The sequence below is a fragment of the Pseudomonas sp. G166 genome, assembly GCF_037027455.2.
GTDB lineage: Bacteria > Pseudomonadota > Gammaproteobacteria > Pseudomonadales > Pseudomonadaceae > Aquipseudomonas.
This window is the reverse complement of sequence record NZ_CP146985.1, coordinates 1,791,377-1,804,756: the sequence shown is the minus strand read 5'-3', so window position 1 is coordinate 1,804,756 and position 13,380 is coordinate 1,791,377. Positions and strand designations below refer to the sequence as shown.

The 13,380-nt window shown below is 61.3% G+C and carries 17 protein-coding genes; 2 read left to right on the top strand and 15 right to left on the bottom strand.

From position 1 onward, the window contains the following. The first annotated feature begins 151 nt into the window (after positions 1 to 151). Complete coding sequence (locus SGN16_RS08140; protein WP_003199186.1) at positions 152 to 379, top strand: YheU family protein; 228 nt, start codon at positions 152 to 154, stop codon at positions 377 to 379. Here SGN16_RS08140 and csrA read toward each other — a convergent pair. The 3 genes from csrA to SGN16_RS08125 form a co-directional block, all read right to left on the bottom strand. Next, positions 368 to 568, bottom strand: coding sequence for a carbon storage regulator CsrA (gene csrA / locus SGN16_RS08135; RefSeq protein ID WP_210643460.1), 201 nt, complete (start codon positions 566 to 568; stop codon positions 368 to 370). The genes SGN16_RS08140 and csrA overlap by 12 nt on opposite strands. Before the next feature lie 148 nt (positions 569 to 716). Continuing rightward, entirely contained in the window at positions 717 to 1,049 is a 333-nt protein-coding gene (locus tag SGN16_RS08130) for a YnfA family protein (RefSeq protein WP_210643459.1), read from the bottom strand. 57 nt (positions 1,050 to 1,106) lie between these two features. Continuing rightward, positions 1,107 to 1,922, bottom strand: a complete 816-nt coding sequence (locus SGN16_RS08125) for an SDR family oxidoreductase (protein WP_210643458.1) — start codon at positions 1,920 to 1,922, stop codon at positions 1,107 to 1,109. Between the two features lie 297 nt (positions 1,923 to 2,219). On the opposite strand from SGN16_RS08125, the gene SGN16_RS08120 reads away from it, so the two are divergent. After that, positions 2,220 to 2,372, top strand: coding sequence for a DUF3309 family protein (locus SGN16_RS08120; protein ID WP_003183939.1), 153 nt, complete (start codon positions 2,220 to 2,222; stop codon positions 2,370 to 2,372). Between the two features lie 62 nt (positions 2,373 to 2,434). On the opposite strand, the gene SGN16_RS08115 is transcribed toward SGN16_RS08120, so the two are convergent. The 12 genes from SGN16_RS08115 to ccmA all read right to left on the bottom strand — a co-directional run bounded on the left by SGN16_RS08115 (position 2,435) and on the right by ccmA (position 13,364). Further along, positions 2,435 to 4,528: an LTA synthase family protein gene (locus SGN16_RS08115; RefSeq protein ID WP_335945622.1), complete on the bottom strand. Its 2,094-nt coding sequence runs from the start codon at positions 4,526 to 4,528 to the stop codon at positions 2,435 to 2,437. 383 nt (positions 4,529 to 4,911) lie between these two features. Next, complete coding sequence (gene speE, locus SGN16_RS08110) at positions 4,912 to 5,787, bottom strand: polyamine aminopropyltransferase (protein ID WP_335945621.1); 876 nt, start codon at positions 5,785 to 5,787, stop codon at positions 4,912 to 4,914. 189 nt (positions 5,788 to 5,976) lie between these two features. Beyond that, the gene (locus SGN16_RS08105) at positions 5,977 to 6,384 is read right to left on the bottom strand and encodes a hypothetical protein (RefSeq protein ID WP_335945620.1); all 408 of its coding nucleotides are present in this window, start codon (positions 6,382 to 6,384) and stop codon (positions 5,977 to 5,979) included. A gap of 14 nt (positions 6,385 to 6,398) precedes the next feature. Further along, positions 6,399 to 7,601, bottom strand: a complete 1,203-nt coding sequence (gene ccmI / locus SGN16_RS08100) for a c-type cytochrome biogenesis protein CcmI (RefSeq protein ID WP_210643454.1) — start codon at positions 7,599 to 7,601, stop codon at positions 6,399 to 6,401. Continuing rightward, positions 7,594 to 8,067: a cytochrome c-type biogenesis protein gene (locus SGN16_RS08095; RefSeq protein WP_210643453.1), complete on the bottom strand. Its 474-nt coding sequence runs from the start codon at positions 8,065 to 8,067 to the stop codon at positions 7,594 to 7,596. The genes ccmI and SGN16_RS08095 overlap by 8 nt, the downstream gene beginning before the upstream one ends. After that, the gene (locus SGN16_RS08090; protein WP_210643452.1) at positions 8,064 to 8,600 is read right to left on the bottom strand and encodes a DsbE family thiol:disulfide interchange protein; all 537 of its coding nucleotides are present in this window, start codon (positions 8,598 to 8,600) and stop codon (positions 8,064 to 8,066) included. Before SGN16_RS08090 ends, SGN16_RS08095 begins: the two co-directional genes overlap by 4 nt. Then, positions 8,597 to 10,585: a heme lyase CcmF/NrfE family subunit gene (locus SGN16_RS08085; RefSeq protein ID WP_210643451.1), complete on the bottom strand. Its 1,989-nt coding sequence runs from the start codon at positions 10,583 to 10,585 to the stop codon at positions 8,597 to 8,599. Before SGN16_RS08085 ends, SGN16_RS08090 begins: the two co-directional genes overlap by 4 nt. A 3-nt stretch (positions 10,586 to 10,588) precedes the next feature. Further along, positions 10,589 to 11,044, bottom strand: coding sequence for a cytochrome c maturation protein CcmE (gene ccmE / locus SGN16_RS08080; RefSeq protein WP_024778689.1), 456 nt, complete (start codon positions 11,042 to 11,044; stop codon positions 10,589 to 10,591). Further along, positions 11,041 to 11,217 (bottom strand): heme exporter protein CcmD, encoded by a 177-nt coding sequence (ccmD, locus tag SGN16_RS08075; RefSeq protein WP_025212528.1) that lies wholly within the window; start codon positions 11,215 to 11,217, stop codon positions 11,041 to 11,043. Before ccmD ends, ccmE begins: the two co-directional genes overlap by 4 nt. Beyond that, the gene (locus SGN16_RS08070; RefSeq protein WP_335945619.1) at positions 11,214 to 11,969 is read right to left on the bottom strand and encodes a heme ABC transporter permease; all 756 of its coding nucleotides are present in this window, start codon (positions 11,967 to 11,969) and stop codon (positions 11,214 to 11,216) included. Before SGN16_RS08070 ends, ccmD begins: the two co-directional genes overlap by 4 nt. A 94-nt stretch (positions 11,970 to 12,063) precedes the next feature. After that, positions 12,064 to 12,732 (bottom strand): heme exporter protein CcmB, encoded by a 669-nt coding sequence (gene ccmB / locus SGN16_RS08065; RefSeq protein ID WP_024778686.1) that lies wholly within the window; start codon positions 12,730 to 12,732, stop codon positions 12,064 to 12,066. Continuing rightward, positions 12,729 to 13,364 carry a cytochrome c biogenesis heme-transporting ATPase CcmA gene (gene ccmA / locus SGN16_RS08060; RefSeq protein ID WP_210643449.1) on the bottom strand — a complete coding sequence of 212 codons (636 nt, stop codon included), beginning with the start codon at positions 13,362 to 13,364 and terminating at the stop codon, positions 12,729 to 12,731. The genes ccmB and ccmA overlap by 4 nt, the downstream gene beginning before the upstream one ends. Between the last annotated feature and the right edge of the window lie 16 nt (positions 13,365 to 13,380).

The following is a 13,380-nucleotide window of genomic DNA, read 5'->3' as shown; positions in this document are numbered from 1 at the left end:
GCGACGGCACATTTAGCATTGGTGCAAGCTGACTCACTGCTTTCGCGAGCAAGCCCACTATCACAAGGATTGGCAATGACCGAAAAACCACAGGCTAGCCGCAAAAGCCCATTGGTCGTAGCATCGCGACAATGTCTAGCCGAGGTACACCATGCTGATTCCCCACGACCAACTCGAAGTCGACACACTCACTCGCCTGATCGAGGACTTCGTGACCCGCGACGGCACCGACAATGGTGACGACACACCCCTGGAGACCCGTGTATTGCGGGTCAGGCAGGCGTTGACCAAAGGCCAGGCGCTGATCGTCTTCGACCCCGAGAGCGAACAGTGCCAACTGATGCTCAAGCACGACGTGCCCAAGCATCTATTCGACTGAACACGCCTTGCGAGCGGCATGGGCCTTTTTTCTCTGGATTTTTTCGTAGATTTCGGAGCGATGAACATCGATGTGCCGTGGCGCCTCCACGCCAAACCGCACGGTGCTGCCACTGACCGACAGCACACGAACGGAAATATCATCACCGATGGAAATCAATTCACCCACAGCGCGGCTGAGTACGAGCATGGTTCTTATCCTTAAGACTGTCTGGACCTTGACCATGCCCGGCCTGTTGCCTGTTCTCAAGACACCCCCAGGAATTCAGTAATCCCCTACAACCAAGACTCTGGCGACTGAAGGAAACTTCCTGCAAAACTCGGTCAAACGGCTCCTTTCAAGAGGCCGAGAACCGTGGGCCGAACAGAATCACACTCGCCCCCAGTACACAGAGCGCCACCCCGATCCAGTCAGACCCCAGCGGCCGCACGCGCTCGACCATGGCCAGCCAACCAATCGAGGCAATGATGTAGATACCGCCATAGGCGGCGTAGGCGCGGCCGGCGTAGGTCGCCTCGATGCGAGTCAGCAATAGCGCGAACAGCGTGAGGCTCAGTAGTGCCGGCACGATCCACCAGGCACTCTTGCCCTGTCGCAGCCACATCCAGAAGGCGTAGCAGCCGGCGATTTCAAACAGCGCGGCGAGAAAAAACCACAAGTAATTGAGCATGAGGGTGTCCTTCAGGAGGGCTGGGTCGCGCCATCCTGAGGACACCGGGCATTCAGGTCAACTCGGGTTCTGACGGGCCTTGGCGCGCATCTTGTCGGCCATGACGGTCATTTCGTCGTACAGCAACTGCGGGTTCTTCTGCTTGATGGCCCAGGCCATCCGGCCCTGCTCATGGGGCAGGATCATGAACTGGCCCTCGGCGACCTGTTGGTAGATGTAATCGGCAATGTCGGCGGCGGTGATCGGCGAGCTTTCCAGTAACTTGCCCACTTGGGCCTTCATCGCCGGGGTCGGGCCGCGGAAGGAATCCAGCAGATTGGTCTGGAAGAACGACGGGCAGACGACATGCACGCCGATCTCCTGCTGCGCCAGTTCGATCAACAGGCTTTCCGACAACGCCACCACCCCAGCCTTGGCCACGTTGTAATTGCTCATGGCCGGCCCCTGCATCAGGGCCGCCATGGAGGCGATGTTGATGATTTTGCCGCGGCTTTTTTCCAGTAACGGCAGGAAGGCCTTGCAGCCCTTGACCACGCCCATCAGGTTGATCGCGATCTGCCAGTCCCAATCTTCCAGGGAGAGTTCGCTGAAGAACCCGCCCGATGCCACACCAGCGTTGTTGACGATGATGTCGATGCCGTCGAGCTTCTCTTCGCAGGCCTGGGCGAACGCGGTCAGTTGGCTGTAGTCGCGCACATCGCAACGCTGGACGAAGCCCTCGCCACCAGCGGCGCGCACCAACCTGAGGGTTTCCTGAAGGCCAGGCTCACTGACATCCGACAAGGCCAGGCGCCAGCCTTCGCGGGCCCAGCGCAGCGCGATTTCGCGACCCAGGCCAGAGCCGGCACCGGTGATCATCATGCGATTTTGCATAGCAAACAGCCTTGTTGTTCCGGGAAAGATGGATCGAGTGTAGCGAAGGACCTGACGCGACCCACGCTCCATCAGATTGCTGAATGGCGGGGGCAAACCGTAATAGGTTTTGATCGAAGCGCGGCCTCTGTGGCGAGGGGATTGGGCTGCACAAATGCTCTGCCATACGACAACAAAAAACTTTGAATTTTTTATAGGACGCCAAGGTCGGAGTTAATAAGCCGCCCGGATTTAACGCATGCGTGCTGGTAGTTGAAAGTTGCATCACTCCAGAACTGACCAATAAGGAAATCAACAATGGGCACAATACTCATCATTATCCTGATCCTCCTGCTGATCGGTGGTCTCCCGGTCTTCCCGCACTCCAGAAGTTGGGGTTACGGCCCGTCCGGTATCATCGGTGTAGTGTTGGTGGTGCTGTTGGTCCTGCTGTTACTGGGCAAGATATAAACCACTAAGTAAGCATAAAAAAAGAGGCCTCTGCAGGCCTCTTTTTTTACGCTCGCCGATAATCAGTCCGGCTTGCCGTCAACCACGCCAGCGGTGTTGTCCAGCAGGCTTTTGGTGGCGGTCTGCAGGAACGATTCGAGCTGCAGTTTCATCCGCTCGGTATCCGGTGCATCCGGGATGATTTCCGCATGCGGGTTGGCACCCAATTCATAGCGGTACATCTTCGGCGGCATTTCCTTTTCCTTCGGCAGCACCAGGATCTTGTCGTCACGAATGATCGCCGTCGTCTGCTCGCTGCCCGACGGCTTGATCACACCAAAACCGGTGTCACCCGCTGGCAGGTTCAACAGGTCGCGGCCCCAGCACTGGTTACGCACCTGGCCGCCGATACGGCCCATGATGGTCGGAACGATATCAACCTGCGTACCCACGGTATGGTTGCGCTGGCCAAACTTCTCCTGGATGCCCGGGCCGATCAACAGCATCGGAACGTTGAAACGCCCCAGGTCCATTTCGGTAATCTGGCGTTCATTGCCGAAACCATGGTCACCGACCACGACAAACAGCGTTTCCTTGAAGTAAGGCTCCTTGCGGGCCTTCTCGAAGAACTGGCCCAACGCCCAGTCGGCGTAGCGCATGGCGGTGAGATGTTCGTTCAGGCTGCCACGGTCGGTGACCGGCGCCACCGGCAACGGCGTCGGCAGTGCGTACGGCGTGTGGTTGGACAGGGTTTGCAGCAAGGCATAGAACGGCTTGCCGTTTTCCCGTGCCTTGAGCTCGACCAGGCCGCGGTCGAACATATCCTGGTCGGACACACCCCAGGTTGGATCCGAGAACACCGGGTTGACGAAGTCATTACGCCCGATGAACGTGGTCATGCCCTGGCTGCTGAAGAAACCTGACTGGTTGTCCCAGGCGAAATCACCGTTGTAGACATACACGTCGTCGTAGTCACGGGCGCTGAGCAGTTGCGGCAGGCCCGACAGTTTGTGGCTGCCTTCGGGGGTCTGCATCAGGTATTCGAAACCCGGCAGGTTCGGAAAGCACGCCATGGTGGCGAACATGCCTTGGTGGGTGTGGGTGCCGTTGGAGAAGAAACGGTCGAACAACAGGCCTTCCTTGGACAGTTTATCCAGGTAAGGGGTGATGTTGCCCGGCGCGCCCAAGGCGCCCACCGAGTGACCGGCCATGCTTTCCATGAGGATCACGACCACATTCTTGATAGGCAGGGTCTTGTCGGCCGGCGGCGTGTAGTCACGGCGCACGGCGGCCGTCTGGGTATCCACCAGTTTGTCGTCGGACATCACCAGCATGTCGCGCACGGTCTGTTGTGCCAGGGGCTGCTCGAGAGTGGCTTTCCAGATGTTGTCACGGTCTTCGGACATCCGGCTCTTGGCCGCCGCCACCAGTGACAGCGTGCCATTGAGGCCCAACTGGTTGGCGAAGTTCGAATCGGTGGTGTAGACATCACCCCAGCGCAGGGGTGGGCCCTGGCGCAGGGTGCCACGGGCGGCGGTCACGGCGACCAGCAAGCACACGACGAACACCACGATCCGGGCGTACCACGGGGCAATCTGGCGCGTGCCGATGCTGCCGCCGCTGAAAGGCCCACGAGGGCGAGTCGCACGGTCGGCGCCCTTGAACGCCAGGCTCAGGATGAGAGTGCCGCCGACCCAGGCCAGCAGGTAACGCACTACCGGAAAACCGTACCAGAGCATGCTCATCACGGTTTTCGGATCTTCCTTCACATACTGGAAGACCAGGCCGTTGAGGCGCTGGTGGAATTCACGGTAGAAGTCCATCTCCATCAGGCCCAGGAACAGCGCGATGCTGGAGGTGACAGTCAGCCACAGACGAAAGAACCCACGCGCCGCCATGGCCCGCGCACTGAACAGGGCCAGCAGCAACGGGATACAGAGGTAGACCACCAGGCGCAGGTCGAACCGCAGGCCGTTGATGAACGCTTCAACGAAGGTCGAGGCCGGGGTGTCGAGAATCATCTCGCGGTTATAAACCAGCAGCGCCACGCGCAGCAGGCTGAACATGACCATCATCACCAAGGCACAAAGCAACGTGTAGGCCAGGTGCGATTTGACGGTCGGTTGCAGCAGGCGATGCGTGGTGCGCTGCTGACTCAGGGCGTCCGGAATTGCCATGTCGATTGAGGACCTATTGGAGTTGAAGTGACAAAAAGAACAACGGCGCGCCCTCTGTCGGCCAATGCCTGGCCCCGGGGCTTGCGCGAGTGCGCAAATGTTGCACGAACGGCTAAGGCATTGCCATTAAATAACCGACGGCGATAAAGCGCGGGAGATTGTCCGCAAGATTTTGTGAAAATTTTGTGCAATGAACATCTGGAAACACAAAAGCCCCTACTCATTCAAGCGGGAACGGTTGTGGCGAGGGGATTTATCCCCGCTGGAGCGCGTAGCGGTCTTGAATCCGACAGCGCGGTGTACCAGCGCCATTGGGTCGCTGCTTTAGGGCTGCTTCGCAGCCCAGAGGGGATAAATTCCCTCGCCACAGGTGATGCTTTGATTCAGTCGTTACTCGGCTTGTTGATCGCCTGCAATACGTATTGCGGCATAGCGAAGGCACCGATGTGAACTTCGGGGTTGTAGTAACGGGTGACGATACCGCTGCCAATGAAGCGCTCGCGCAGGGTCTCGCGGGACACCTTGCGATAGGCCGTGTCGGTCGAGCCCCAGGCGAAGGTCATGGCGCCGCCGATGTAGGTCGGCACGGCAGCCTGGTAGAAATGCCAGTCGGCAAACAGGCCACGCAGGCGGCCGGCAGTGGTCTGAACTTCGCCCAGTTGCATGAACGGCGTACCGTTCTGGGTCACCAGGATGCCGCCATCGTTCAGGCAGCGATGGCACGCCTGGTAGAAGTTCTCCGAGAACAGCACTTCACCCGGGCCAATCGGGTCGGTGGAGTCGGAAATGATGACGTCGAATTTTTCCTGGGTAGTGGAGACGAAACGCATGCCGTCGTCGATCACCAGGTTCAAGCGCGGGTCGTCGTAGGCACCCTTGGAATGGTTGGGCAGGAATTCCTTGCACATATCCACCACGGTGCCGTCGATTTCCACCATGGTGATGTGCTCGACACCCACGTGCTTGGTCACCTCACGCAACATACCGCCGTCGCCGCCACCGATGATCAGCACGCGCTTGGCCGCGCCGTGGGCGAGGATCGGCACGTGGGTCAGCATCTCGTGGTAGATGAATTCGTCGGCTTCGGTGGTCTGGATCACACCGTCCAGCGCCATCACCCGGCCCATGCGCGGGTTCTCGAAGATCACCAGATGCTGGTGCTCGGTGCGCACTTCGTGTAGCAGCTTGTCCATCCGAAAACGCTGGCCGTAGCCTTCGTAGAGGGTTTCCAGGTAGTCGCCGGTCGGGGTAGTCGTCATGGTCAGGTGCTCCGATAAATACGCGGTTGGCCGATGAAGGCTCGCAAAGGCGCGCATTCTACGACGATGAACATGGCAGGTCGAACCTTGAAGGCCCCTGCTCGCTCAAACACCGCCCCCTACCCTCGGTTCAAACAAGCCTCTGTGACGAGGGAGCTTGCTCTTTCGCCTCGGGGCAATTGCCAATCCTTAGTGGAATTGACGCCCCAACCCCGCCGGTACGCCTTCGATGGTGGTTTCTTCCCACGGGCCGTTCGGGCTGACGGAGCGGCTCCAGCCGTTGTTCCAACGGTAATAGGTGCGCTGGCGATAGAAGGTATTGGTCTGATTATCCAGAACATAGACTCCCAGCTTGGCATCCCAATGGCTGTTGCCTCCCGGCGGCGGAGCGAAGCTGGCGGAGGTGCGGGGCAGCGGTTTGGCCGGTTTGTTCGGAGTAACAGGCTTGCCCGGTGGTGTCGACGGCCCCGGCTTGGTGGTCGGGGTCGAAGGCGCAATGGGTGGCAGCGGTGCCGAAGGCTCTGGCGGGCGCTGGACCGCACAAGCGCTCAAGCCCAAAACGAGCGTGAGCAAGGTGATACGAGCGATGGCGGTCATGGGGCGAATTCCTGTTATTTGTCCGGGCTGTCGATGGTCAGTTGTTGCTGCGCCGTGGTGCTGCTCGCCAGGGGTTGGCTACGGCCAATCCACTCGCCGGCGGTCGGTTGACCGGCCCGCGAGATGCGCGCCACCAGTTGGACTTCAGGGAAGTTCGACAGTTTCAGCTGCGGCATCATCGCGTCCGCGTCGCCCAACTCCACTGTGGCGGGCAGATCGGCGACGGTCATGCGCTTGGCCGCCAGCGGCGCCGGCGGACCGGAAGCCGCGCGGGCGAAGATGAACACGCTGTCGCCCGGCTGCACCTTGGCCTTGAGCGCCGGGGCCAGGTCGACACGCACCTTGAGCAAGGCCGCAGCCTTGGCCACTGGGGCCTGGACGACCTTGCCGCCACTGGCCTGCAGCTTCTCGGTGGCGCGGGTGATACCGCCCTGCAGCGCCTCACGGGACTTGTCGCCCTCCGGCAGTTGCACCAGCAGACGCCCCCAGTAATCGATCGCCTCCTGATAGCGCTCGCCTTCGAACGCGGCGATACCCAGCAGACCAAGACTGGTGACCTCCTTGGGATCGAGTTTCAGCGCTTCATCGGTCAAGGCCTGGACCTTGTCCGACCATTTCTTGCCGTCGGCAAAATATTGCGCCTGGGCCCATTGCCCGAGCAGCTCGGGTTGCCGTCCGGCCAGCGCCACGGTGCGCTCGAAGATCTTCGCCGCATCCGCCGGCCGATCCTGGGCCATGTAGGTACGGCCGAGGAAATACAAGCCCTCGGCGGAGTCCGGTTGCGCGGCCACCGCGCGTTCCAGACGCAGGGTCATTTCTTCCATCGACTGCGGTGCCTGGGCGAATTCGCGGGTCAGCTCGACCTTGTCGCTGGCGCCAAAATGCAGGTACAGCCCCAAGCCCAACAGCGGCACCAGCACAGCGGCGAGCAACGGCAACGGCTTGCCCAACCGCGACTCCCGAGGCGCATCGGCACCCTCAGTGTCAGCCAGCAGCTCACGGGCGGCTTCGGCGCGACCGGTGTCCAGTTGCGCCGCATTGAGCACGCCCTCCTCTTGCTCGGCCTGCAACTCGGCGACACGTTCCTGGTACAGCGCCACGTTCAGCGCGGTACGGTCCTCCTCCAGCTGGGCACGGCGACCGCGCAGTACAGGGATCAACAGAAAACTCAGGGCAATCAGAAGCAGCAGACCTGCGGCGAGCCAAAAATCAATCATGCTTGGTTTTATCCAACAGTTGGTCGAGGCGCTGGCGCTCTTCGACAGAAAGCGTGTCCGGGGCAGCTGTGCGCTGGACCCGGCGGCGGCGCACGATCAGCGCGATGACGACAAAACCACCGAGCAACAGCCCGGCGGGGCCGAACCAGAGCAGCGCGGTCCTGGAAGACAGGGCCGGGTTGTAGCGCACGAACTCACCGTAGCGATCCACCATGAAATCGATGATCTGCTGGTTATCCTTGCCCTCGCCGAGCATGCGGAAGATTTCCTTGCGCAGGTCGGCGGCAATCGGTGCGTTGGAGTCGGCGATGTCCTGGTTCTGGCACTTGGGGCAGCGCAGCTCCTTGGTCAGTTCGCGAAACCGCTCGCGCTCGCCGTCGTTGGCAAATTCGTAGGTGTCGATGGCGGCATGAGCCACACCGACCAGGCTCAACCCGAGGATGGCGGCAGCTAACCAGCGCTTCATGGCTTGGCCTCGTCCACCAGGGCCTGGTACTTGGCGGCCAGTTTCTCGCGCCAGACCTGCTCGTCGATCACACCGACGAACTTGTCACGGATGATGCCCTTGGCGTCGATGAAGAACGTTTCCGGCGCCCCGTAGACCCCCAGGTTCAAGCCCAGGGAGCCCTCTTCGTCGCGAATGTCCAGTTGATACGGGTTGTGGAACTCGGCGAGCCACTTCAAGGCATCGGCGTTGACGTCCTTGTAATTGACGCCGTAGATCACCACCCCGTTCTGGGCCAGTTTATTCAGCACCGGGTGCTCGACCCGGCAGGAAATGCACCAGGTGCCCCACACGTTGACCAGCGCCGGCTTACCCAGCAGGTCAGCCCGGGTCAGGTTCTTGTCGCCCTGCACCGAAGGCAGGGAAAACTCCGGGAACGGCTTGCCGATCATCGCCGAGGGCAACTCAGTCGGGTTCAGGTAAAGCCCTCGGAACAAAAACACTGCCATCAACAGAAACAGCGCCAGCGGTACCAACATCAACCAACGCTTCATGCAGTGGCTCCCGTCATGCCCAGGGTCTCACGCACCCGGGTTTTCACCTTGACTCGATAACGCCGATCCAGCGCCGCCAACACCCCGCCCAGGCCGGTCAGCAGGCCGCCGAACCAGATCCAGCGCACGAACGGCTTGACGTGAACCCGGACCGCCCACGCGCCATCGCCCAGGGACTCGCCCAGCGCCACGTAGAGATCGCGGGTGAAACCGGCATCGATCCCGGCTTCGGTCATCACCGAATTCTGCACGGTGTACAGGCGTTTTTCCGGGTGCAGCACGCTCACTTCCCGACCGTCGCGAATGACCCGCACGGTGCCTTTGTCGGAGGTGAAGTTCGGCCCCTCGAAGTGTTTGGCGCCCTCGAAAACGAACTGATAGCCGGCCAGGTCCATGGACTCGCCCGGCGCCAGGCGCAGGTCACGCTCGGCGCTGTTCTGGCTGGACAGCACCACACCCAGGGCGCAGACGGCGATGCCCAGGTGGGCGACCTGCATGCCCCAATAACTGCGGGTCAGGGTTGGCAAGCCCTTGATCAGGCCTTTGTGCCGGGTCTTGTCGAAGATGTCCCGCACGCCCGCCAGCAACACCCAGGCAGCCAGCATGAACGTCGCCAGCACCGCCCAGTTGAAGTCGCCATAAGCGACCCCGGCCACCACGGCCAGGGCCGCCGTGCCGAGCAATACCGGTGTCAGCATGCCCAGCAGCCATTTGACCGGAGTGTCTTTCCAGCGCACCAATACGCCAATGGCCATCACCACCATCAGGATCGCCATCAGCGGGATGAACAGCGCATTGAAGTACGGCGGGCCCACCGACAGCTTGGCGCCGGACAGTGCATCGAGCACCAGCGGATACAGCGTTCCGAGCAGGATCATCGAGGCGGCCACCACCAGCACCAGGTTGTTGCCCAGCAACAGGGTTTCCCGGGACCAGAGGTTGAAGCCGACCTGGCTCTTCACCACCGGCGCACGCACGGCGAACAGCGTCAACGAGCCGCCAACCACGAACAGCAGGAACATCAGGATGAACACGCCGCGCTCGGGGTCCGAGGCAAAGGCGTGGACCGACGTGAGCACGCCGGAGCGCACCAGGAAAGTCCCCAACAGGCTCAACGAGAACGCGGCGATGGCCAACAACACGGTCCAGCTCTTGAACACGCCACGCTTTTCCGTGACCGCCAGGGAGTGAATCAGCGCAGTGCCCACCAGCCAGGGCATGAACGAGGCGTTTTCCACCGGGTCCCAGAACCACCAGCCGCCCCAGCCGAGTTCGTAGTAGGCCCACCATGAGCCGAGGGTGATGCCAATGCCGAGGAAGGCCCAGGCGACGATGGTCCACGGGCGCGACCAGCGTGCCCACGCGGCATCGAGACGGCCACCGAGCAACGCGGCGATGGCGAAGGCGAAGGCCACGGAGAAGCCGACATAGCCCATGTAGAGCATCGGTGGATGAACGATCAGGCCGATGTCCTGCAGCAACGGGTTGAGGTCGCGGCCGTCCGTCGGCATCTGGGGCAGGATGCGTTCGAACGGGTTGGAGGTGACGATCAGGAACAGCAGGAAACCGCTGCTGATCATGCCCATCACCGCCAGCACCCGGGCCAGCATCACCTGGGGCAATTGTCGGGAGAACACCGAGACCGCAAAGGTCCAGCCGGAGAGGATCAAGGCCCAGAGCAACAGCGAGCCTTCGTGAGCGCCCCACACTGCGCTGAACTTGTAGTACCAGGGCAAGGCGCTGTTGGAGTTGCTGGCAACGTAGGCCACGGAAAAATCATCGGCCATGAAGGCATAGGTCAGGCAGCCGAAGGCAAACAGCATAAAGGCGAACTGGCCCCACGCCGCTGGCTGGGCCAGGCTCATCCACAAACGGTCGCCGCGCCAGGCGCCGAACAACGGCACCACCGCCTGTACCAGGGCAAAGCACAGCGCCAGGATCATCGCCAGGTGGCCCAACTCGGGAATAAAGATACCAGCAGCCATCGATCAACCCTCCTTCACGGGAGCGGGCGCCGACTGACCGCTGTCTTTCAGGGCCTTGGTCACTTCCGGCGGCATGTATTTTTCGTCGTGCTTGGCCAACACTTCATCGGCCACCACCACACCATCGGCATTGAGCTTGCCCAGGGCGACGATGCCCTGCCCTTCGCGAAACAGGTCCGGCAGGATGCCGCGGTAGGTGATGGTCACGGTCTTGTTGAAATCGGTGACGTTGAACTTCACGTCCAGCGAATCCCCGGAGCGCACCAGCGAGCCCTTCTCCACCATGCCACCGGCACGAATACGGGTGTCCTTGGGCGCTTCGCCGTTGGCGATCTGGGTCGGGGTGTAAAACAGGTTGATGTTCTGCTGCAGGGCGCTCAAGGCCAGGCCGACCGCGGCTCCGACCCCCACCAGGATCGCAAGAATGATGACAAGACGTTTTTTGCGCAGCGGATTCACTGACCGTTCTCCCGGCGCAGACGACGCGCCTCTTGTTGCAGATACCGCTTGCGGGCCACGATCGGCACCGCCACGTTGAGGGCCAGCACGGCCAGGCAAATGCCATAGGCTGACCAGACATACAGGCCATGATGACCCATGGCGAGGAAATCGCCGAATGAAGCGAAACTCATCGAGCGGCCTCCAGGCTGTTCTGTACTTCGGCCTTCACCCAGCTGGCCCGGGATTCGCGCTTGAGCACTTCCAGACGCATGCGCAGCAACAGCACCGCGCCGAAGAAACAGTAGAAACCCAATACAGTAAGCAACAGCGGCAGCCACATTTCAGCGGGCATCGCCGGTTTTTCGGTGAGGGTGAAGGTCGCGCCCTGGTGCAGGGTGTTCCACCATTCCACCGAGTACTTGATGATCGGGATGTTGATCACGCCGACAATCGCCAACACCGCGCAGGCCTTGGCGGCGCTGTCACGATTACTGATGGCGTTGCCCAGCGCAATAAGACCGAAGTACAGGAACAGCAGGATCAGCATCGACGTCAGTCGGGCATCCCAGACCCACCACGAGCCCCAGGTCGGCTTGCCCCAGATCGCGCCGGTGACCAGCGCCACGGCGGTCATCCAGGCGCCGATAGGGGCGGCGCATTGCAGGGCCACATCGGCCAGTTTCATTTTCCACACCAGCCCGACCACGCCACACACCGCCAGCATCACGTAGACGGACTGAGCCAGCATCGCCGTGGGCACGTGGATATAGATAATGCGGAAGCTGTTGCCTTGCTGGTAGTCCGGCGGGGCGAAGGCCAGGCCCCAGACCACGCCGGCGCCAATCAGCAGCAGTGCAGCGATGCTCAACCAGGGCAGCAGTTTGCCGCTGATGCCGTAGAACCACTTGGGTGAGCCGAGCTTATGAAACCAGGTCCAGTTCATTGCAATTTCCATCACGGTTGCGGCTCGCCATCGCGAACCGCCGGGGCGGCCTTGACTTCCAAGGAAGTGGTCAGTTCTTGACCAGGCCTCATTATTATTCGCCGACGCTGATTTTCAGGCCAGCGGCTATTGCAAAGGGTGTCAGGGTTATCGCCAGGGCGGTCAGGCTCCCAAGCCACAGCAGATAACCGATTGCCGGCATGCCTTGTAGTGCTGCCTGCAAGGCGCCACTGCCGAGGATCAGCACCGGGATGTACAACGGCAAAATCAGCAGGGCCAGCAACAGGCCACCGCGCTTGAGTCCCACCGTCAATGCCGCCCCCACCGCACCGAGCAGGCTCAGCACCGGGGTGCCAAGCAGCAGCGACACTAGCAGCACTGGCATGCACGCGGCGGGCAAGCCCAGCATCATCGCCAGCAGTGGCGAGAGCAATACCAGTGCCAGACCAGAAAAAACCCAGTGTGCCAGTACCTTGGCCAAAACCAGAAGGGCCAGGGGGTGCGACGAAAGGACCCACTGTTCCAGGGAACCGTCTTCGAAATCACTGCGGAAAAGCCCGTCCAGCGAGAGCAGGACCGATAAAAGCGCCGCCACCCAGACCAACCCCGGCGACAAGGTTTGCAACAATTGAGTCTCCGGACCGACCGCCAGCGGGAACAATGCGATGACGATCGCAAAGAACACCAGCGGATTGGCCAATTCGGCCGGGCGGCGGAACAACAAGCGCGCCTCGCGGGCAAGCAACAGGCCAAACACACTCATACGGCCCAGTTCCCCAGATCAATGTTGCGATAACCGGACGGCATCCGGGCCAGGGTGTGGTGGGTAGTCAGCAGCACCATACCGCCCTTTTCGCAGTGACGGGCCAAGTGTTCTTCCAGTTGAGCCACGCCCTGCTTGTCGAGGGCAGTGAATGGTTCATCGAGAATCCACAGCGGCGGGCTGTCCAGGTACAGCCGGGCCAGGGCCACACGGCGCTGCTGGCCGGCGGACAGGGTATGGCACGGTACGTCTTCGAAACCGCGCAACCCCACGGTCGCCAACGCTTGCCAGATCGCCTCGCGCCCGGCCGGCCGGTGCAGCGCACAGAGCCAACTGAGGTTCTCTTCGGGGGTCAGCAAATCCTTGATCCCGGCGGCATGGCCGATCCACAGCAGGTTGCGGGCCAGTTCGCTGCGCTGGCTCTGCAAGGGCTGGCCGTTGAGCAACACTTGACCGGCGGTCGGTTGCATCAACCCGGCCAGCAGGCGCAACAGGCTGGTCTTGCCACTGCCGTTGGGGCCGCTGACCTGCACCATATCGCCATTGGAGAGTCTCAATTCGAGGTGTTCGAAAAGCAGCCGCAAGTCTCGCTCACAGGCGAGGTCGACGGTTTGCAAAAGAGGACTGGTCAAGGGATCGCGGGCCTTA